Here is a 20,813-nt window from a genome sequence, read left to right on the forward strand (position 1 = left end):
TTCAACTCCCGCCAGCCCACCAAAATTCTCCATCGGTGATTACCAGAGTCATCCGATGAAGTCCTAAGAGCCCGCACGGCGCAAGCCCTGCGGGCTTTTTTGTATGCATGATCTGTCCTGCGGCGTCTGAATGTCCTGTCCCAGAATTAGCTACATCCTTCAAATAGCGAGTTTTATGTTCATTCTATTTAACCAGATATTTTTAACGGGCCAGTATATTTAAAGAATTCAATAACTGAGTATCTAATGTTTCTCTTACTGGAGTAGGAAGCCCATTTGCAACTCTATAATCTTTGATAGCAGCTCGTGTCGCTGGTCCCATACTTCCATCAATATTACCGTTATAAAAACCTTTATCCAGTAATGCAAACTGCACTCGCATGATTAAACGTTTACGCTTTTCAGTATCAGAAGTCAGCCCACTAGTTGCACGGGTAGTTCCATTCGTTCCAGCAGAGTTTGTAGTCGTAGAGGCATCCATGTCATTAGAGCGAAGCGAACGAACAGATGACGATGAGGAACTTGTCCCTGAACTTGAAGAGCCAGATGAGCTTGGTGAACTGTATGTTTTAGGATAATAAGGAGTGCTGCCACCATAGTACCCGCCACCTGATGAGGATCTGTGAGAACTATGACTCCGATGGGAGCTATGGCTGCGATGCCCTGCAATGTAGAATGGGACTTCCGTGTTAAGTGGTGCTATCACTAAATCATGCTCATTAAGAGTCATACCGGGCAAATCACTTGCTCCAGTAGAGGAATCACTTGCCCATACAGAATTATTGAGTGCCAAAAATCCCGGAAGCAGGGAAGCGAAATTAATTTTTTTCATAAAATTGGTCTCGGAGGTTGATGAAAACGGCCTTTTGACGAACTGAAATAACCAGCACAGGAAGACTTCTGAGTACATTCATCACATTCTTTGGGATAGTAATTTTTCCAGTCAGAAATTGACTGGGTAGCAAACCCTCTGGCTTTTTCAGGAAGATGGCACAATGGGTAATTGAAGATTGTTAGAGGGATGCCTGACCTTTGCGCAGTGTCTATGACAGAGAGGATTTTCTCACGATAGTTATCATGCTCGATAAAGATTGATGACCAGTTTTTTCGTGCCCACCCGATAGATTCCAACCCCATAAGGGAAATCTGATTGATGTTGGAGAACACACGGCCGACGAACTCTACGATGTCATCCAGTTCTGTATAGTTAGCCAGTGTCGGAATAACTCTAAGTTCGATATTAATCCCTGAGTTTCCTGCATTGATTAACCCCTTGACTGTTTCATTAAATGCGCCATCACTCCCTACCAGATGATCATGCACAAGTGGTCTTGATGAGTAGAGCGGGATACCAAAGGTGATTTTGATCTTTTTGCTTCGCTTTGCCATTTCCTGAGTAAAGTTGGTATCAGCAAATTTGCGTCCGTTTGTTAAAACATGCAAAGCAGTATCTGGTGAATTCTCGATGATAAAATCAATGAAGTGAAGGAAATCATCTCCATACAGCAAAGGTTCACCACCGCTGACCCCAACAACTCCATTCAAACCAAATGAAGCTATAGCAAGAGCTGATTGGGTAAGAAGCCAATCATCATTTGATTTTTTTGGTGGCTGCGAACAAAACAGACACAAGTTATTGCAACGTTCCGTTACTAAGACAGTATTATGATTGGCTCTTCGGGACAGAATAACGCGTATCATATTGCCATTGTTGATTATCCCAATATCTCCATCTTCAATTGACTCAAATAATTCAGTGCTAATAACAGAGTAATCAAAGCATGGTAGAATGACATCATTATTGCTTTCAGCAACTACCAGCAAATTGGGCAAAAAGAATAAAGGGTTCACTGGTTTTTGTTTGCATAACCGATAGAACCCCGCGGGCACAGTCTCTTTTGAAGCAAAATGAAAGATATCGTTCCTTATAACCTCAGACATATGCCCATCCTTTTAGCATCTCAGCCTTCGGACCACCTTCTGAGATGCAGTTCATCAGATACCTGAACATCCCCTTGTGATACTGACAAAACGTTGAACGACTCCTATCACCGACAGGCTCACCCTGTACACTTATGTTCTGGCATGGATCTGCACCGCAAAATGGTTGATATGCACATGTATCACAACCTGGTAGAGCAAAATTGAACGATGAACTTAATACTGCGTTATAGTAAGGACTCTTAGAAAATTGTAGCGTCTTAACCTCACCCGCACTGAACTCCGTTTCAGGATTCACCTTCTGCAACATACGGCTCTCATCGCTACCATATACTCGACCGTCATAATTGAAAAGAATACTGTTAAGCACAACCCCACTTGGCGACTTTAAATCTGCGTAACCACTAAAGCCGGGATTGAAGATCCTTTTCAGATGAATGGAGGCCGAATGTTCCACAACCCTTATCCCTTCATTATTGATCTTAAGGATTTCATCTATCAACGAGGCATAGAAACTGAAGTATTCATCCATAGAAAAGGTGAACGATGCTTTTTGTGCAAACCCATAGGGACTAACAGGTCGGATAAACATGTCCTTGAGGCCAAGAGACAAGTGAGCATGGACAATCGATTCAGGATGCCTGATAAGATCTTTAGTAACTGTGGTAACCGTTGCAACTCGCCCAGCGCCTAAAGACCGTTTAATAGCCTCTACTCCTGACACTGTTCTACTGTACGCAAGCCCATGACCAAGAATTCGATTACTGTTGTGAACAACTTCCTCACCATCAAGCGAAGTAGAGAACGTTATGTTCCTATCTCTCGACCATTCAAGCATATCCTCATTCAAGACAGACAGGCTTGATGCTATCACCATCTCAAAATCGATACCTCCCAGCGTTTCAGCACATTGCTCATAGATAGACTGAATTAAATCGAACCGCAAGAGTGGCTCTCCACCCTGTATCTCTATCTTGTATGGTGGTGTCGATAGTTTTTTGATAGTAGAAATGATATCAGGGATGAGATCGGGATCTAGATCATAACCAGAGGCATTCACTGAAGCTCTACTGACCTGACAATACTTGCAGGTATGGTCGCAACGTAGTGTGGGCACAATCATGAAAATTGGCCTGATAGCCAGTTCATTCATCAATCGTTTTGCAAAAGCAGAACTTAAAGCATAGGGCGTTATAGCCGATGAGCTTTCGTTGGTTATGAATAGCTTGCTTTCGAGTGCGTTTGATTGTTCCGCATTGATTTGCTCATCAGAAAGATCAAGCAACTCTTGCTCATCAATGAAATGATGAAAACCAGCGAGGTTGCTTATAAACACCTGTCCATTAGGCAATCTGTCAAAATTGAATGGCATCAATTCCATTACGAAAGCCTTTCATCGACACTGCGAAGCACTTTATGGACAATAGAATCTCTCAACGCCCCTGTTTTATGCTGTAGTTTTTCTCGCAAAGCGTAATCATTCAGCAGCCTCTCGAATTCATAGAGGCATTCGGGACTATCGTTTTCAAAAGAGATTTTCCAGGAGGATATATCTTCACAAAACTTCCACTGAGTAAGCGAAGTCATCCAGTACAGGGTATTGCGTATAACCCATTCAGAATAAACATCTTTTTTTAATATCCTTTCGCACATTGCCATTGCCTCACAAAACTAATAATCACAATCAGCAACCACTGTAAAGCGGATTTTTCCTATAGAAATGAGGATACACCATTTAATTAATATGTTACAGGATGTTTGCATCTGAATGGCGACTCTGACAAATGATGTTGCTTATCCTATGATAATCAATAATGTTTTCTGATTATCATATGCCGCTTGAACCGGTTAAATTTTAAGCGCCCAATATACCATCAAAACGTATGGGCTTAAAAGATCTGCTGGTGGTTCATGATATGAAATCTATTACTTCAATAATTCTTAATGAGAAAGAATTTCCTCATGACGTGATGAAGCTGCACTAGCGCACGTCGATACTAACTAAGCCAGGAGAGCTTACAATCACTCTCAATACCTTGAGCATCTATACGTCGTACCCACTGTTGCAATTTCTGTTTACGAAATTTATACCGCTGAGAATAAGGTCTCAGAATCGGGGCGGAAAATAGCGATAAACGCCGCAGGCTGCGTAATGGCGGGATTGATGTGTGGGCCAGATGCACCTGTTTGTGTACTTATTGGTGGTTTTGTCAGCGGTGCTCTTGCAGTATCGGAGATGGGTAGTGTGTGGAATTGATTATGCAACAGGTTAATTCAATATCTCTGGTAAAGGGTCAGGAAGCGACAGATTTATCCCAGGCGCAGCCTAACGTAGTGATCAATGGCAATAGCACAGACATTATTGTACCAGGGCAAATACTGGAAGCAGCTGTTCAGGTTAATGATCATCGCTATATCTTTTTTTAACGGATGACATTATTTTCGAGGAGTCACTGACAATTGCTCTTATCGATGTTAAGGATGGCGTTAAAGAAATCGTCCGTTTGGGTAATGAGTATTCTACGGGAAGTTTTGAGGTATTATCCGTTACAGTAGCTAGTATCAATTTCAGATTCATTGGTAATTTTCTCTGGACAGTGAACAACGTCGACTCCCCGCGCTTAAGGCTTCCTTTTGGTTCAGAGCCCAAGGTGTAAAACGAGAGGCTGGCCTGAAAAAATACATGACGATTTCAGCCACTCCTGCGCCAGAGAAAGTTCGTTGATGCGACTTTCTGCGAAGCGCAACGTCAGTACGTTAACATTGTAAAGTCAACGACAAGATCTCTTATTATGTAGCTCGTAAAGCTACATTCTTCTGGAGGTGCCAGTGTCTATTCACACGCTCAATTTATCCAGGCATAAGTCTGGAAAAACTCAGTAAATCAACATCCTTAACAGAATCTACAGTTCCGAAATTACGCCACCCGCGTATACTGCATTCACGCCACCGAAAAACACCTGAACGCAAAAGGATTCGCACCCATGACAGCGTCCTCAAACCGCATCGCAAGCCAGGCTATCGTGGCTCTCACGTTTTTGCTCAGCGGCTGCGTTTACCATGATTATCCCTCCCCTCGTATTGAGGGCACATTGAATAACGCAGGAAAACCGCTGCCCCGGGTAACCGTTTCGTTAGTGGAATTCGACCGACAAATTGCCACGACACAAACGGATAATAACGGGTATTTTTCTTTCGTACCGCAGGGAGACTGGCATGTTTTTATACCCGTCGGACCGCAAGATCGCCTGAGTAGCTGGACACTGACAACAATCGACCCTCAGGGACAAAAACGCGATATTTACACCTCCCGACGCTTTGGCGGGCCTTTTTCAGGCTATTCCAGGAGCGACAACGTGAAACTGTTATGCGAACTCTCCCCAACAAGCGGGGAGAGTCAAAATATATTTTGCGAAGCTCAGTGAGTTAATTAACTTTACTCATAGCCAAAAGCCACCAGTAATAGGGATATGCACGCCCCTGGTACACGGCATTCAAACTGAAAGTAATTAATTCCTCTGCGTAACTAAATACGCTTCACGGTATAACGCCAAAATAACATTACAGTTTTTTCCTAAAGCCACGCCGCTTCGTCTGTGCCATGCTGAATCACGCTCATAACCGATAACGTTAAATGAGGATATTATGAAAAAAACAATTATCGCATTATCTGCCGTTCTGCTGGCTTCCCCAGTATTTGCTGCGACCACACATGCAACTGACGATACCGTCGCTGCGGCGAAGGCAAACGCCAACGACGCGAAGCAAAAACTGCACGAAGAGCAGAATAAAGGCGAAGAGCTGAAGCTGAAACAGAAGCATGCTGCAGAGGGTAAAACCGAAAACTTAGGCAGCAAGGTCAGCGAAGATTCCCAGAAAGCCTGGCATAAAACCAAAGAAGGTACCGAGAAAGGGTGGGATGCCACCAAAGAAGGTGCTGAGAAAGGCTGGAATAAAACCAAAGAAGGTGCCAGCGAGCTGGAAAAGAAAGTCACTGAGTAATCCCTTCGAAAGGCCGCAGACGCGGCCTTTTTTATTCCCTCCTGCCCTGCTCCCTGCAGACTAAACTTGACTCAGGGGGACCCCATCATGAACAGCGAACACACCGCACCTGAAACCCAGGGCGTTACCGTTGAATTACTCTCCGTCGTCGATCTGGGTCCGGAAATAGCGGGCATGGCCGGGCGCCAGCTTCGCATGCGCAGGGTCACTCTCGCTCCCGGCGCAGTCTTTGGTCCGGTGCATAATCATATCGACAGACCCGGCACCGTATTTATCCTTGAAGGTACCATCACCGATCATCGTCACGGTATTGCGACTGATTACGGTCCCGGTGTCGGCTGGCCGGAAGATCACAACACGGTCCACTGGCTGGAAAACCGGGGTCCGGTAACCGCCGTCGAGATCTCGGTGGATATTATTAAGACGTCCTGACGCCTAAAAGCCGAATAGATCCCCGGGGTTGCGCGTTAACGCCTTGCCACCCCTAAAGAGATCCTGAGATGCTGCGACGCCTGGTTATTCTGTTCGTGTTGCTCTGTCCGCTGGCGCAGGCCGCCCCGCAGAGCTATACCATTGATACTGAAAACACCGCCATTCGGTTATCCTGGCACGCCTTCGGGGGGATCCTCTCCTGGGCCAGATTCAGTGGCGTCACGGGTTCCGTAACGCTTAACCCGGATAAGGATATCGATGACCATATTCATGTCACCCTTCCCGTGGCTACCCTGGTTGCCTCAAACAGCCTGCTCACCTGGCAACTGAAAAGCGACATGTTTTTTGAATCTGAACGTTATCCTGTTATCGAATTTATCAGCTCACGCGTGGTCGCTCAGGGTTCAGGAACGTTCAGGGTGTTCGGAACATTGATCGTACGCGACATTGCCCGCCCGGTCATTCTGGACGCCGTCGTGAAAGATCCGCACGCGCCGGTCCTCACGCTGGATGCGACGACGACCATTTCGCGCGCGGCCTACGGCATGGATAAATTTGCGCTGGTCGTTGATGACAGGATTGCCATCACCATTGCGATTCAGGCTAACGGCATCCCGTCATCCTGAAATCAGGCTTTGCAGCTGCTCTGCACTGCCCCGCAACTGTGGGAGCGGGTTGCGGCCGATCAACACAAACTGATATCCCGCTTTCTGCCACCACACCAGGTTCATGTCGTGCCGCTGTTCCTGTTGAGCGGCTGTCGTTGTCTGCTCTGTCGGGGAGATACACAGCGCCATTGGGCCGTAGTCGGCATTTATCCAGGCTATTTGCGCGATAGAGGTGGTTTCATAGCGCAGCATGCGGACCATTTTAAGCTCTGCTCCATGCAGGATAAGCTGTGACGCCTGAAGTTGCAGGCCGATATCCTGCGCTGCCCGTTCCAGCCCACGCTGCAGAACATGCGGCGCGCTGTCCATATCCAGCAATGTCTCGACGCTGTAAAGCGACATGTATTGCGCCTCGAGGTCACGAATATGGGCGTTTTCATCAGTAGGTGCGAAAGCGGGTCGCAACCCATATCCCACGCCGGAACCGACCACCAGGAAACTGACCGACGCGGCAATGAGTGCGCGCCGGCTTACGCCAGCCGGGGTAGCGGGCTTCGGATCGGGCAGTTCCGCCAGCCGGGCCTGCATTTTCTCCAGAGGAGCATCATCCAGCATAGCGGCAAACGCGCCGGGGTAATCCGCATTGCTTTTCATTAACTCGGCGGTCCGCCCGGAGAGGCGCTCGTCACGTCTCAACTGTTCTTCAAATTTTTGCGCGTCGGCATGACACATCTCGCCATCTATCCATGCCACGATAGCCTCATCGTTATAGGGCGCTGTAAAACGGTGCGCGTTCAAGAGCGTTTCTCCTTAACCGGGGGCAAGGCATCGGCAGACGCTGCCAGCGTTGCCCGTGCCGTCGCCAGTCGGCTCATTACGGTACCGATCGGCACCGCCAGGGTGTTCGCGGCTTCCTGATAGGTAAAACCTTCGACATACACCAAAAAAACCGTGTTGCGCTGGGCTTCCGGGAGCGCGTTGACGCGCTGCATCACCTTCAGGTAATGCAGGTGCGTCTCATCCTGTTCACGGGTATCCGGTGCCAGAAGCTCATCGCTGGCGACAAACCCCTGCCCCTGACGAACATGGCGTGCCCGAAGCTCAGAGATCCAGATGGAGTGCAATATCGCAAACAGCCACCTGTCGATACGTGTACCGGGCATGTACTGACTGCTTTTTTCAAGCGCGCGCACGCAGGTGGACTGAACCAGCTCTTCGGCGACATCCCTGTTTCGCGACAACACCAGCCCATAACGCCAGAGACGTGAGAGGTGTGCGGCTAACTGTTGGCGAACCTCACGGGTAGCGATGTGTTTTCCCTCCACGAGAAAATCAGGATTCCGGATGTCCGTTAATGGCAGCCTGCAGGTCACGGTACTCTTCACAGGACTGGCCGCAAATACCGGCAATCACTTTCAGTTGCTCTTTGGCCAGATCCGGACGTCCCTTGACCATCCACGCCTCGCCCAGATATTCACGGGCTTTGGCATAATCCGGGGCGATAGCCAGCGCACGCTGATAGTAACCGATACCTTCATCCGTACGACCCAGTTTGCGGGTGGCATACCCGCGATAGTTCCATGCTTCAGCCGTGTTGTTATTTTTTAGCGAATCAAGAAGGTTCAGCGCCGCCTGGTACTCGCCTTTTTTAGCAAGGTGATAGGCATAGTTGGTTTTGTCCTGATCGCTAAGGCTGCTGCTCTTATCGGGCACACATTTCTGAGTTGCACTGTCATACACCTGTCCGGACGGACAGTCGGGTGTTTTGCTCTCGGTACTATTATCGCCCATCGCCAGCGCGAGAGGAGACAACAGGGAAAAAATCAGCACCGGGATCAAACGCACAGAGGTGGTGTTCATAAAAGGCTCCAGGGTGAATGGGAATGACGTCAGTAAACGCGTGAGCGGTGCATTTTATTCATTCCCGGGCCCCTCTTTTTTTTCTCAGAATCATGTTGACGTCGTATCCCCATTAAATGTTGAGCGGGATATTTTATCTTTACTCCCTGTTAGTTATTATTTTTCTCTCAGTAGCAGAATCCCGGCACCGCACAAGAATATATTTTTAATTAATTACCAACATAATATATGTTATATCAAAAACGTTACCCTAACTTAAACGCACATTAAGCCGGCATAAACAATAGCGTTTAACGCCATCCTATAAAAAGTCCCCTGCTAAATATTTATTCATGGCAAATGATAAAACACCGCAATTTACAAACAAATAAAAATACAATAAATACAACAAGTTATCTTTTTTAAATTATAATAGCCAGCTATGAATTAATGCCCCCTTCAACGCCTCAGACAGTGTTTACAGATGCTTAATTTGCACATTCAGACTTTTCTGGCTATATCATTTTTATATCGTCAAAACCAATACCTCTATTAATTACAGGGTTTTATACAACACAAAAACACAAATACACGACATTCTCTCTCATGAGTAATTAGATTCGCTCTGATGTTGCCACTCTGGATTATGGCGGGCATCGTTCGCTCTAAAAAAATAACGGTGAGTGCTGCGTAAATAACAGCAACTCCGCCGGGGGCGTGCTTTACCTTCCGCAGAGATGGCGCATCTTGCACGCCGTTCACGACAACTCTGCTGGAGTAATACCTAAATGAGCCAAATCTCTGTTATATCGAAACTCACTGGCGTGGAAACTACCACGGAAGGCACACAGGTTACGCTGAGCCATTCCTCTATCGTTGAGCTTCATGTAGAGCGAGCCGATGTCTCCCACTTCGCCCGCAGTGGTAACGATCTGGTGGTCACGCTGCACTCTGGCGAGGTCATTACCCTAAAGAATTTCTACGTCACCGACGCGGAGGGGGTGAGTCAGCTGGTCCTGGAAGAGAGTGACGGTGCGCTGTGGTGGATTGAAGATCCTACCGGGGCTGCTACCTACGAATCTATCGCCTCCACGGACGTATTACTGGCGGCTTCAGGCGGTGATACCGGTGGCGCAGCCATCTGGCCATGGGTACTGGGCGGTCTTGCTGTCGCAGGCGGGATCGCTGTCGCGGCAAGCAGCGGCGGCGGAGGGGGTGGCGACGATGATGATGACAATACGAACCCCGGCACGCCGGGCAATCCTTCCGATCCGGATACCACACCGCCAAATGCGCCTTCCAACCTTCAATTCTCCTCAGATGGTAAAACTGTCACAGGTACTGCTGAACCCGGCAGTACGATTACGCTGAAAGACGCGGACGGCAATCTGGTCGGCACGGGTAAAACCGGTAGCGACGGCAAATTCACCATTGTTCTGGGCACGCCGCTGACGAATGGCGAGCAACTTACCGCCACAGCAACCGACTCATCAGGCAATACCAGCCAGGCCGGACATGTTACAGCACCGGATACCACCGCACCCGATGCGCCCGATATCGTAATTGTGAATGACGACGTTGGCGGAGAAACCGGACCGCTGACTAACGGTCAGCGTACCGATGATGCCCGCCCCACCTTCAGCGGCATCGGCGAAGCAGGCAGTACCATCACCCTGTACGATAATGGTCAGCCGATTGGCACGACCAAGGTTGATGCCAGCGGAAACTGGACCTTTACCCCGGGTACAAATCTCGCTAACGGAAGCCATTCCATTACCACCACCGCGACCGACGCGGCAGGTAACACCAGCCCAGCCTCCGGCGCCGTGACCTTTGTGGTGGATACCGTCGCCCCCACAGCGCCAGCCATCACGCTCGTGTCAGACGATACCAATCCGGTCACCGGCTCGGTCAGTAACGGTGGTAGCACCAACGATCAGCGACCACAGCTTACCGGCACCGCGGAAGCCGGATCTACGGTCACCATTTATGATGGCGGGATCGCGATTGGCACCGCTGTCGTTGCCAGCAACGGCACCTGGACGTTTACCCCTTCGATCAATCTCAGCGAAAGCACGCATCAGCTCACCGTCCGGGCAACCGACGCCGCCGGTAACACCGGGCCGGCTTCCCCGGTGTTCACCGTTACCATCGATCTCACCGCACCAACTGCGCCAACCGCCATCGTGCTGAACGATGAAACGGGTGCCATCAAAGGCGCAATTACCTCTGGCCTGTTCACTGATGCCGCTAAACCTGTTCTTGCAGGGAGAGGAGAGCCCGGTGGGACAATTACGATTTTTGATAACGGCGTGCCCATTGCGACCGTTAAAGTTCAGCCCAACGGCACCTGGAGCATCACACCGGACAAACCGCTTTCGGAGGGGGCTCACTCAATAACGGTGCAGGTCACCGACGCTGCCGGGAACCAGAGTGGGTTGTCGCAGCCAATCAACTTCATTGTCGATACCACGCCGCCGGAAACGCCCGACATCACGCTTAATCCGGCAGGCACGCAGATTACCGGCACTGCCGAGCCAAACAGCAGCATTGTCATCACCAGCAGCGACGGCACCATAATTGGGCGGACGACAACGGACGGCAACGGCAACTTCGTTGCCACGTTAACGCCGGCGCAAACTAACGGCCAGCAGATCTCCGTGGTGGCGTCTGATGCTGCTGGTAACCAGAGCACACCTGCGACCGTCACGGCTACGGACACAACCCCTCCTGTCGCCCCCGGAAACCTTCAGGTGGCAGATAACGGCCAGAGCGTCAGCGGCACGGCGGAGCCAGGCAGCACCGTCACCATTAAAGATCCTAACGGCGCGGTCATCGGTGAAACCACCGCCAACAGCGATGGCACCTTTACGGCGGTTATTAGTCCTGCACAGACCAACGGTGAAGTGCTGACGGTCGTGGCAACCGACGGCAGCGGTAACGCCAGCCTGCCCGCTACAGCCGATGCACCAGATACCACGGCGCCACTGGCTCCGGATAACGTTGTTGTCTCAGATGACGGTACCAAAGTGACAGGTACCGCAGAGCCGGGCAGCACCGTGATCATCCGTGAAAATGGCGTCACGGTTGGCGAGGCGAAAGCCAATGACGACGGCAGCTTCACCGTCACGCTGACCCCACCAAAAGCCAACGGTGAAACCCTGACCGCAGATGCCACCGATCCCGCCGGCAATACCGGGCCAACAACGCCTGCCATTGCGCCGGATATTACCGCCGCGCAAACGCCGGTTATCGTTTCAGTGGACGACGATGCCTCTGCCACTACGGGCCCTGTCGCCCAGAACGGGCTCACTAATGACCGGACGCCAACCATAAACGGAACGGGCGAGCCTGGCACAACCATCACGCTCTCCAGCGGCGGCACGGTCATCGGCACGGTACTCGTTCCGGCATCTGGCGTATGGAGCATCACGCCATCCTCACCGCTTGCTGATGGCGGCCACGTGCTGACGGCAACGGCAGTTGACGCCGCCGGTAACCCAAGCGGGCCATCAAATGCCTGGAGTATCACTGTCGACGGTACTGCACCCGAAGTACCGGTAATTTCGCAAGTGGTGGACGATGTTCAGGGAAGCACAGGTGCGCTCACCGCAGGTGCCATTACGAACGATCCAACCCCGACACTCAACGGCACTGCCGAACCGGGCTCAACGGTCACCATTCGTCTGGACGGTGTTGATATCGGCACCGCGCTGGTCGGTAGCGGCGGCGCGTGGACATTTACGCCAGGCACACCGATTGGTAACGGTGAGCATACCCTGACCGCCGTCACCACCGACGCGGCAGGTAACATCAGCCTGCCGTCAGGCGGCTTCACCTTTACGGTCGATATCACCCCGCCACCGGCGGCGACCATCACAACCGTAACCGACGACGTCGGTGACGTTCAGGGCCCGCTCACCAGCGGCGACACCACGGATGACACGCAACCGTTGCTGCAGGGCAGCGCGCCGGCGGGTACGGTTATTACGCTTTATGATGGCAATACCCTGCTCGGTACCGCCACACTCGATGGTACCGGCGGCTGGAGCTTCACCCCTACCACCCCGCTCACCAACGGCTCGCACTCTCTGACGGTTCATGCGACCGATACCGCCGGGAATACGACCGTCTCCAGCCCGTTTGTGCTGGTGGTCGATACCGTGGCACCCGCCACGCCGGAGACGCCAGAAATCACCGTGAACCCTGACGGCGGCACAACAGAAACCCCGCTGAACCCGGGAGAGACCACCCGCGATACCACGCCGACGCTGAGCGGCACCGGCAATCCGGGCGATACCGTGACTATCTACAACGGCACCGACAAAATTGGTGACGCCGAGGTGGACAGCAACGGTAACTGGACATGGACACCGGATACCCCACTGGCCAACGGTACCTACGACATCACCCTGACCGTCACCAACAAGGACGGCGCGGGCAACGAAAGCGCCCCGTCCCAGCCGGTGACCATCACCATTGACACCGACCCGCCAGCTACGCCAGCAGCACCGGTGATTACGGACAGCGTCAGCCAGATAACCGGACCGGTTGCCGACGGGGAAACCACGAACGATCCGCGTCCGGTCCTGAGCGGCACCGGCACGGCGAACGATGTGGTTATTATTTATGACAGCATTAATGGTCAGCCTGCCACCGAAGTGGGTCGCGTCACCGTAGACAGCAACGGCAACTGGAGCTGGCGCCCTGACGCCAGCATTGATGAGGGAAGCCACGAATTTACCGCCACCGCCACCGACGAAGCCGGTAACGTTTCGGCGGCGTCACCGGGGATCACTATCACCGTTGATACCGTGGCACCTGATACGCCTGTCATTAGCGCCGTTGGCGGTAAGCCAGACGGTGGTGTTACCACGGATACGACCCCCGGTGTGGGCGGTACCGGCCCTGCGGGCGAAACGGTCATCGTTTATAACAATGGCGTTGAACTAGGACGCGTCGAAGTGGGCAGCAATGGCGAGTGGTCTCTCGATCTTCCGACCCAGACTGATGGCCCACTCAACATCACCGTTGCGGCAGTCGATGCTGCGGGTAACGTCAGCGGCCTCAGCCCGGTCTTCACCGTCACCGTTGATACCACTGCGCCAGAAATCCCGCTGATTAACGCGGTGTCTGACAGCCAGCTCACAAGCAATGTGCTTTATACCCGTGACGGCACGCCGACCCTCACGGGCACCGGCGAACCGGGTACCACCGTTATCGTCTCCGTAGACGGTACAGCATCCACGGTGCCGGTAACGGTACAGCCGGACGGTAACTGGAGCTGGACCGCCGACAGCACGCTGGCGGAAGGCCCGCATACCTTTACCGTCTCCGCGGTCGATCCGGCCGGCAATACGTCCGGTAGCTCTGCACCGCTTAGCGTTAACGTCGATACTCTCGATCCGGCCGCTCCCGCGGTTACTGGCATAGCCGCTCAAGGTACTCCATTGACCGGCACCGCCGAAGCGGGGGCTACCATCACTGTAACCGATAACAATGGTAATGTTCTCGGTACAGGCGTAGCCACCGGTGGCACCTTCTCCATCGCACTCAGCCCAGCCCAAACGGATGGCGCTGTGCTGACGGTGACCGCGACCGATGCCGCGGGCAACCTCAGTCCTGAGGCATCCTACACCGTCACCGGTACGCTGCCGAATCTTCCGGATGTGCCCATCATTACGGCGATTAACGATGATGAAACGCCTGTCACCGGCGACGTGAAAGACAAAACCACCAACGACATTACCCCGACACTCGTGGGTACGGCCGAAGCGGGCAGCATTATCACCATCTACCAGGACGGCATCGCGGTTCCGCTGATCAACGTGATTGCTGATGCGGACGGTAACTGGAGCTATACCCCACTGATTGCGCTGGGTGAAGGGCTGCACACCTTTGAAGTGACCGCGACGGTCGGGCTCTCGACCAGCGGCCGCTCGCCGGTTGCAACCGTCACCGTTGACCTCACCGCACCGGACACGCCGACCATTGGCTCAGTGATTGATGATGTCGGCCCTGGCACTGGTCAACTCACCAACGGGCAGACCACCAACGATAACCAGCCTACCCTTACCGGCTCCGGCACGGTGGGCGATACCATCTCCGTTTACAGCAACGGAACCCTGCTGGGCACCGCACTGGTCGGCAATACGGGGACCTGGGTCTTCACACCGCCTGCGCTGGCGGAGGGCAATAACGTTCTGACCATCCGCGAGACCGATCCCGCGGGCAATGAAAGTGGTCTGTCGACAGGCTTCACCATCGTCGTTGATACGGTTTCCACCACGCCAGCGATCACCAACGTAACGGATAATGTGGGCAATGCTGCCACCACGATTGTGAGCGGCGATCCGACTAATGACGCGACGCCAACCCTTTCGGGGACGGCGGAAGCGAACAGCGTGGTGAAAATTTTCGACGGCGGTACCCAGATTGCCGTGGTCACGGCTGACGGCACCGGTGCCTGGACGTTCACCCCTGACACCGCGCTCGGCGAAGGACCTCACGCCTTCACCGTTACCGCCACCGACCCACAGGGCAACGTCAGCCAGGTGTCTAACGGCTGGAACGTCGTGGTTGACCTGACGGCGCCAACGGTTCCAACGCTGGATACGGTTAACGACAATGCCCCTGGCGGCGTGACCGGCAACCTCACCAGCGGGCAAGTCACCAACGACACCACCCCGACGATCGGCGGCACCGGACAACCGGGTAGTACAATCCACATCATGAATAACGGTACGCAAATTGGCCTTGCGACCGTCGACGGAAGTGGTAACTGGACCTTTACCCCGAGCACGCCGCTGGGCGACGGCAACTATCTCCTTCGCGCCTACGCTACCGATGCGACAGGCAATGCGTCAGCAAACTCGTCGGTCTTTGCCTTTACCGTGGATGCAGCAGGCCCTGCTGCGCCACTGGTCAGCAGTGTGATTGACGACGTCGGCCCGGTCACCGGTACGCTCACTACCGGCAACAGCACCAACGACGCGCGTCCGACCTTCAACGGTACGGGCGAAGTGGGTGCCACTGTGCATATCATTGTGGATGGCAACGAGATTGGCACCGCGGTGGTTAATGCCCAGGGGAACTGGACCTACACGCCTGACACCGCCCTGAGTGACGGGCCTCATGCCATCACCTTCAATGCCACCGATGCGGCTGGCAACACCGGCAGCACGACGGCACCGTTTAACCTGACAGTGGATACGGCACCACCGGCGGCACCGGCCATCACGACCGCGGGAGACAACGCAGGCAGCGTACAGACGCCGCTGACTTCCGGGCAAAGTACCGACGACACCACGCCAACGTTGACGGGCACCGCGGCAGCCAACGCCACGGTGACCATCTATGAGAACGGACAGCCGGTCGGCACCGCGCTGGCGGACGGCACCGGAGCATGGAGCTTTACGCCGTCATCAGCGCTGAGCAATGGCAGTCATACCTGGACCGCGACCGCGACCGACGCGGCGGGGAACGTCAGCCCGGCGTCGCCTGGCTTTACGCTGGTTGTTGATACCAGCGCCCCCAATGCGCCGGTTATCAGCCAGGCCGTTGACGATGCGGGCAGCATCACCGGCCCGCTCAGTTCAGGACAGACGACCGACGACACCGTGCCACGGCTTGTCGGGACCAGTGAGCCGTTTGCGACTGTGAATATCTACGAAGGCACAACGCTTGTCGGAACGGGCACCGCGGATGCCAGCGGCAACTGGAGTATCTTGCTCACGACCACCTTAGCCACGGGCGCGCACAGCTTCACCGCGCAGGCCACGGATGCAGCGGGTAATACCAGCGTTTCGTCAGCGGCCTTCAGCCTGACTATCGACACGACGCCGCCAGCCCTGCCGGTGCTGAGCAGCATTGTGGATGATGTGGGCAATGCGGCTACACCGATTGCCAATGGCGGATTGACTAACGACGCGCAGCCTACCCTCACGGGTACGGCGGAAGCGGGCGCCACGGTGAAAATTTTCGATAACGGCGTCCAGATTGGTAGCGCGGTCGCGACCGGCGGGGCATGGAGCTTTACCCCTTCTCCGGCGCTGAGCAACGGGTCACACAGCCTGACCTTTACCGCCACCGATGCCGCGGGCAATACCAGCGCCCCGACCACCGCCTATGTGATCAACGTGGATGCCGCCGCGCCAGCTGCGCCGGTCATCAGTGCGGTTGTCGATGATGTCGGCAGCATCACCGGACCGGTAACCGGCAATAACCCGACTAATGACGCGCGTCCAGCGCTGAACGGGACCGCCGAAGCCAACGCGACGGTGCGCATCTATGACGGCACGACGCTTGTCGGCACGGTCACCGCCGATGCGAACGGCAACTGGACGCTACCGCAAACCACCACCACACTGACGGAAGGCACGCATAACTTCACCGCCACCGCCACCGATGCCGCGGGCAACACCAGTACGCCATCGGCCACCACCACCATTACCGTGGATCTGACTGCACCGAACGTGCCGGCAAGCCTTGCCGTGATCACCAACGGTACGCACGTCACCGGGACCGCCGAAGCGGGTAGCACCGTTACCATCACCACCAGTACCGGAACAGTACTCGGTACCGCGACGGCTGACGGCAGCGGAAACTTTAACGCGACAATCACGCCGGCCCAAACCAACGGTGAATCACTGCTGGTCTATGCCACCGATAAGGCGGGTAACGCCGGTGTCAGCACGTCGGTGATTGCCCCTGCAACGCCGGTGCCGAACGCACCGCTTATCACCACCATCAACGATAACGTCGGCACCGTCACCGGTAACCTGACCAACGGTAAAACCACTGACGACACCACGCCAACCCTGAGTGGTACAGCCCTGCCAGGCACCACCGTCACGCTGTATAACAACGGCGTGTCGATGGGAACGGCAGTGGCAGATAGTTCAGGCAACTGGACCTTCACCACCCCGGCGTTAAGCGAAGGCTCCCACGCCTTTACCGCCACGGCGACGAACAGTTCGGGCACCAGCCCGGTCTCTTCCGCCACCAGCGTGATTGTCGATCTGACGGCACCAACGGCCCCAACCGGAACCTTTAACGCTGACGGTAGCGTATTGACCGGTAACGCGGAGGCAGGCAGCACCGTCTCTATCCGTCTTGGCGATGGCAGCACGGTGACCACAATCGCGGGCAGCAACGGCACCTACAGCTATACCTTCCTCAATAAACAGACGGAAGGTCAGACGCTGCAGATCACCGCCACCGATGCCGCAGGTAATACGTCGCAGCCAGGCTCAGCCCTCGCACCGGTCGTCCCGCTCTCCGCCAGCAATAACGTCGAAGAGCTGGATATCAGCACCACGGCCACCGTCACCAACAGCCAGTACAGTGATTATGGCTTCCTGCTGGTGGGTGCCGTAGGCAACGTTCTCACGTTGTTGGGTAATGATACTGCCCAGGTGGACTTCACGGTGGGCAGCGGCGGCAATGCGGATATTGTGGTGAACGCCAATGCCACGGGTGCGGTGCTTTCCCTGCTCAATACCCTTGAGCTGGTGGTACAGCGCTGGGACAGCGTCAACGGTACCTGGACTACCGTCGTGGATACCGGACAACCCCAGTTTGCCGATCTGCTGACCCTCGGGGCTACCGGCGTATCGCTGAACCTGACCGGGCTGGCGAACGGCGACTACCGGGTGCTGAGCTATAACACTAACCTGCTGGCGACCGGCTCCTACACCAGCCTCGATGTGGCGGTGAAAGAGACCAGCGCCGGTACCGTGACGGGCGACACCAGCCTGAACGGTAACGTAATTCTCGACGCCGACCCGACCGCGGGCAGCGACAACGCCCCGGCAGGCACTACTGTCTCTGCTGTCACCAACGCACTGGGTGTCACCACCAGCGTGAACGCCGACGGCACGGTTGTTCAGGGCCAGTACGGTACGCTGACCATTAATCGCGATGGCAGCTACACCTACAACCTGACCGACACCAGCGCCTCGGTTGTGGGCCGGACAGAGAGTTTCACCTACACCATCACCCATAACGGCGTCAGCGCGTCGGCGAACCTGGTACTGTCGCTGGGTGCCGGTACTACCGCTAACGGTATTGTGGCGGTGGATGACACGGCCTCGCTGACCTTTGACACCTCGGTCCATGAAATCAATAACGGCACCTCGTCGCAGGGCGGCTTTACCGTGGTGGGGATCAATCTCGGCAACACGCTGGGGCTGAACCTGCTGGACGATCTGAGCAATCCGATCATCTATAACGTGGAGGAAGGTACCACCCGCACCATGACCATACAGGCTTCCGTGGGCGGAGTGGCGCTGGCGTCGGTATTCGACCTGTATGTCTACAAGTTCAATAACGCGACGCAGACCTTCGAGCAGATGCGCGTCGAACCGGGCTGGCTGCGTGCGCCGTTGCTGGGCGGTACCTCGTCTCAGCTGACGCTGAACCTGCCTGCCGGGGAGTACCTCTTCCTGTTGAATACGGCTGCAGGGATCACCGCCCTGACCGCCTACACGCTGAACGTGCTGGAAGATCATGTCTACAGCGTGTCGAGCGTGGGCGAGACCACCACCGGAGATGTGCTGGATAACGATGTCGCAACCGGCGCGGTGGTATCAGAAGTGAACGGCGTGGCGGTGAACAGCAGCGGCCTGACCGACATCCAGGGGGAATACGGCACGCTGAGCATCAATGCGTCCGGACAGTACACCTACACCCTGAAAGCCGGTGTGGGTGCTGACGCGATCAGTACGCCGGATACGTTTGTCTATACCATCACCGGACCAAACGGGGCGAAGGATACGGCATCGCTCAACATCACCCCAACCGCGCGGGCGATGGATGCGGTCAACGATGTCAGTACCGCGATGGACGTCACCTCAGTGCATCACACGACGACCTACTCGGATACCACCGTCGGGACGGCCAGCTGGACAACCGCGCTGCTGTCATCAACCCAGGGCAGCGGGAGCGGAACCTTCGTGGTGGATCCGAACACCGCGCTGCATAACGTGTCGCTGCACTTTAACGTGGCATCGCTGCTGGCGTTGGGCGGCCTGACGGTGAACTGGTCAATCAGTGACGGTTCGAATGTTGTTCGCAGCGGCTCCTTCAGCGGCGGTTCGCTGTTGGGCGGCAATATCGACATCGCGCTCTCCGGGCTGGACCTGAATGCCGGAACCTATACGCTGAGCTATACCGGCAGCGTACCGGGGCTCAGCGTGGGGAACATTACCATTACCCCAAGCGTGAACGGCACCACCTACTCGCTGACCCAGTTCGACTCTACCAGCGGCCACACCGTTGACGGCAACATCTTCGATGGCACCGACTCTGCCGGGGCGATGGATCAGTTGCATTCGGTGGATACCCGCCTCAGCGTGACCGGCTACAACGGCGTGACCACCACGCTGGATCCGTACACCGGCAGCGCAACGGTCAACGTCGTCGGCCATTACGGCACGCTGGCAATTGCTGCGGACGGCCACTACACCTACACCCTCAACACCGGGGTGTCGCTCTCAACCATCACCTCGAAGGAGACCTTCAACTACACCCTGACCGATGCCGACGGGAAAACAGACAGTGCCACGCTGACCATCAATATGGCGCCGCAGTTCATCAGTTCGGAACATAACGACGTCATTACCGGCACCGCCTACGGCGACACCCTGATTTACCAGGTGCTGAACGCCACCGCAGGCAACGCGACCGCGGGCAACGTCAGCAGCACTGCTGGCGATCACTGGACCAACTTCTCGCTCACGCAGGGGGACAAAATCGATATCGGCGATCTGCTGGTGGGCTGGAACGGGAGCAGTTCAACGCTCGGTAATTATCTGCATGTTACTAATAGTAATGGCAATACCGTGATCTCCATCGACCGTGATGGTTCAGGGAGCACCTACACTAATACGACGCTCGTGACGCTGGATAACGTCCAGACCACCTACGACGAGTTAGTGAACCAGCAACACATCGTTACCTGATAGCACCTGCACAAATGACCCGGGCGCA

The 20,813-nt window shown here is 54.6% G+C and carries 12 protein-coding genes; 5 read left to right on the top strand and 7 right to left on the bottom strand.

Annotated features, from left to right (window positions below; genetic code table 11):
• Positions 1–202: 202 nt before the first annotated feature.
• The 4 genes from hxsA to hxsD are packed head-to-tail and all read right to left on the bottom strand — an operon-like array spanning position 203 to position 3,594.
• Complete coding sequence (gene hxsA / locus F8561_RS00600; RefSeq protein ID WP_072031457.1) at positions 203–832, bottom strand: His-Xaa-Ser repeat protein HxsA; 630 nt, start codon at positions 830–832, stop codon at positions 203–205.
• On the bottom strand, positions 829–1,941 hold the full coding sequence (gene hxsC, locus F8561_RS00605) for a His-Xaa-Ser system radical SAM maturase HxsC (RefSeq protein ID WP_032678798.1): 1,113 nt from the start codon (positions 1,939–1,941) through the stop codon (positions 829–831). The genes hxsA and hxsC overlap by 4 nt, the downstream gene beginning before the upstream one ends.
• Positions 1,934–3,322: a His-Xaa-Ser system radical SAM maturase HxsB gene (gene hxsB / locus F8561_RS00610; protein WP_032678800.1), complete on the bottom strand. Its 1,389-nt coding sequence runs from the start codon at positions 3,320–3,322 to the stop codon at positions 1,934–1,936. Before hxsB ends, hxsC begins: the two co-directional genes overlap by 8 nt.
• Positions 3,322–3,594 carry a His-Xaa-Ser system protein HxsD gene (gene hxsD / locus F8561_RS00615; RefSeq protein ID WP_032678801.1) on the bottom strand — a complete coding sequence of 91 codons (273 nt, stop codon included), beginning with the start codon at positions 3,592–3,594 and terminating at the stop codon, positions 3,322–3,324. The genes hxsB and hxsD overlap by 1 nt, the downstream gene beginning before the upstream one ends.
• A gap of 606 nt (positions 3,595–4,200) precedes the next feature.
• Between hxsD and F8561_RS24285 the strand changes: the two genes are divergently transcribed.
• From F8561_RS24285 to F8561_RS00640, 4 genes are all read left to right on the top strand, one after another.
• Complete coding sequence (locus F8561_RS24285) at positions 4,201–4,368, top strand: hypothetical protein (RefSeq protein WP_226777971.1); 168 nt, start codon at positions 4,201–4,203, stop codon at positions 4,366–4,368.
• Positions 4,369–5,586: 1,218 nt separating this feature from the next.
• Positions 5,587–5,943, top strand: coding sequence for a hypothetical protein (locus tag F8561_RS00630; RefSeq protein WP_014171277.1), 357 nt, complete (start codon positions 5,587–5,589; stop codon positions 5,941–5,943).
• Positions 5,944–6,030: 87 nt separating this feature from the next.
• Positions 6,031–6,375 carry a cupin domain-containing protein gene (locus tag F8561_RS00635; protein ID WP_032680443.1) on the top strand — a complete coding sequence of 115 codons (345 nt, stop codon included), beginning with the start codon at positions 6,031–6,033 and terminating at the stop codon, positions 6,373–6,375.
• 68 nt (positions 6,376–6,443) lie between these two features.
• Positions 6,444–7,001 carry a YceI family protein gene (locus F8561_RS00640; RefSeq protein ID WP_014171279.1) on the top strand — a complete coding sequence of 186 codons (558 nt, stop codon included), beginning with the start codon at positions 6,444–6,446 and terminating at the stop codon, positions 6,999–7,001.
• Here F8561_RS00640 and F8561_RS00645 read toward each other — a convergent pair.
• Genes F8561_RS00645 through F8561_RS00655 form a run of 3 tightly spaced genes read right to left on the bottom strand, consistent with a single transcriptional unit; the run spans position 6,993 to position 8,843 of the window.
• The gene (locus F8561_RS00645) at positions 6,993–7,781 is read right to left on the bottom strand and encodes an anti-sigma factor family protein (protein WP_049023136.1); all 789 of its coding nucleotides are present in this window, start codon (positions 7,779–7,781) and stop codon (positions 6,993–6,995) included. The two genes, F8561_RS00640 and F8561_RS00645, sit on opposite strands and share 9 nt — an antisense overlap.
• Positions 7,778–8,308, bottom strand: a complete 531-nt coding sequence (locus F8561_RS00650; protein WP_080346980.1) for a sigma-70 family RNA polymerase sigma factor — start codon at positions 8,306–8,308, stop codon at positions 7,778–7,780. The genes F8561_RS00645 and F8561_RS00650 overlap by 4 nt, the downstream gene beginning before the upstream one ends.
• Before the next feature lie 7 nt (positions 8,309–8,315).
• Entirely contained in the window at positions 8,316–8,843 is a 528-nt protein-coding gene (locus tag F8561_RS00655; RefSeq protein ID WP_032678808.1) for a tetratricopeptide repeat protein, read from the bottom strand.
• A gap of 767 nt (positions 8,844–9,610) precedes the next feature.
• On the opposite strand from F8561_RS00655, the gene F8561_RS00660 reads away from it, so the two are divergent.
• Positions 9,611–20,785 carry a BapA/Bap/LapF family large adhesin gene (locus tag F8561_RS00660; RefSeq protein ID WP_151887046.1) on the top strand — a complete coding sequence of 3,725 codons (11,175 nt, stop codon included), beginning with the start codon at positions 9,611–9,613 and terminating at the stop codon, positions 20,783–20,785.
• Positions 20,786–20,813 lie beyond the last annotated feature (28 nt).

Source organism: Enterobacter sp. 198, from assembly GCF_009025585.1.
Taxonomy (GTDB): Bacteria; Pseudomonadota; Gammaproteobacteria; order Enterobacterales; family Enterobacteriaceae; genus Enterobacter; species Enterobacter ludwigii.

What these genes read in the sequence shown, in the direction of transcription:
- F8561_RS00635 (WP_032680443.1), top strand. Translation starts at nt 6,031, where the DNA reads ATGAACAGCGAACACACCGCACCTGAAACCCAGGGCGTTACCGTTGAA.
- F8561_RS00655 (WP_032678808.1), bottom strand. Translation starts at nt 8,843, where the DNA reads ATGAACACCACCTCTGTGCGTTTGATCCCGGTGCTGATTTTTTCCCTG.
- hxsD (WP_032678801.1), bottom strand. Translation starts at nt 3,594, where the DNA reads ATGTGCGAAAGGATATTAAAAAAAGATGTTTATTCTGAATGGGTTATA.
- F8561_RS24285 (WP_226777971.1), top strand. Translation starts at nt 4,201, where the DNA reads ATGCAACAGGTTAATTCAATATCTCTGGTAAAGGGTCAGGAAGCGACA.
- F8561_RS00630 (WP_014171277.1), top strand. Translation starts at nt 5,587, where the DNA reads ATGAAAAAAACAATTATCGCATTATCTGCCGTTCTGCTGGCTTCCCCA.
- hxsA (WP_072031457.1), bottom strand. Translation starts at nt 832, where the DNA reads ATGAAAAAAATTAATTTCGCTTCCCTGCTTCCGGGATTTTTGGCACTC.
- F8561_RS00660 (WP_151887046.1), top strand. Translation starts at nt 9,611, where the DNA reads ATGAGCCAAATCTCTGTTATATCGAAACTCACTGGCGTGGAAACTACC.
- F8561_RS00640 (WP_014171279.1), top strand. Translation starts at nt 6,444, where the DNA reads ATGCTGCGACGCCTGGTTATTCTGTTCGTGTTGCTCTGTCCGCTGGCG.
- hxsC (WP_032678798.1), bottom strand. Translation starts at nt 1,941, where the DNA reads ATGTCTGAGGTTATAAGGAACGATATCTTTCATTTTGCTTCAAAAGAG.
- hxsB (WP_032678800.1), bottom strand. Translation starts at nt 3,322, where the DNA reads ATGGAATTGATGCCATTCAATTTTGACAGATTGCCTAATGGACAGGTG.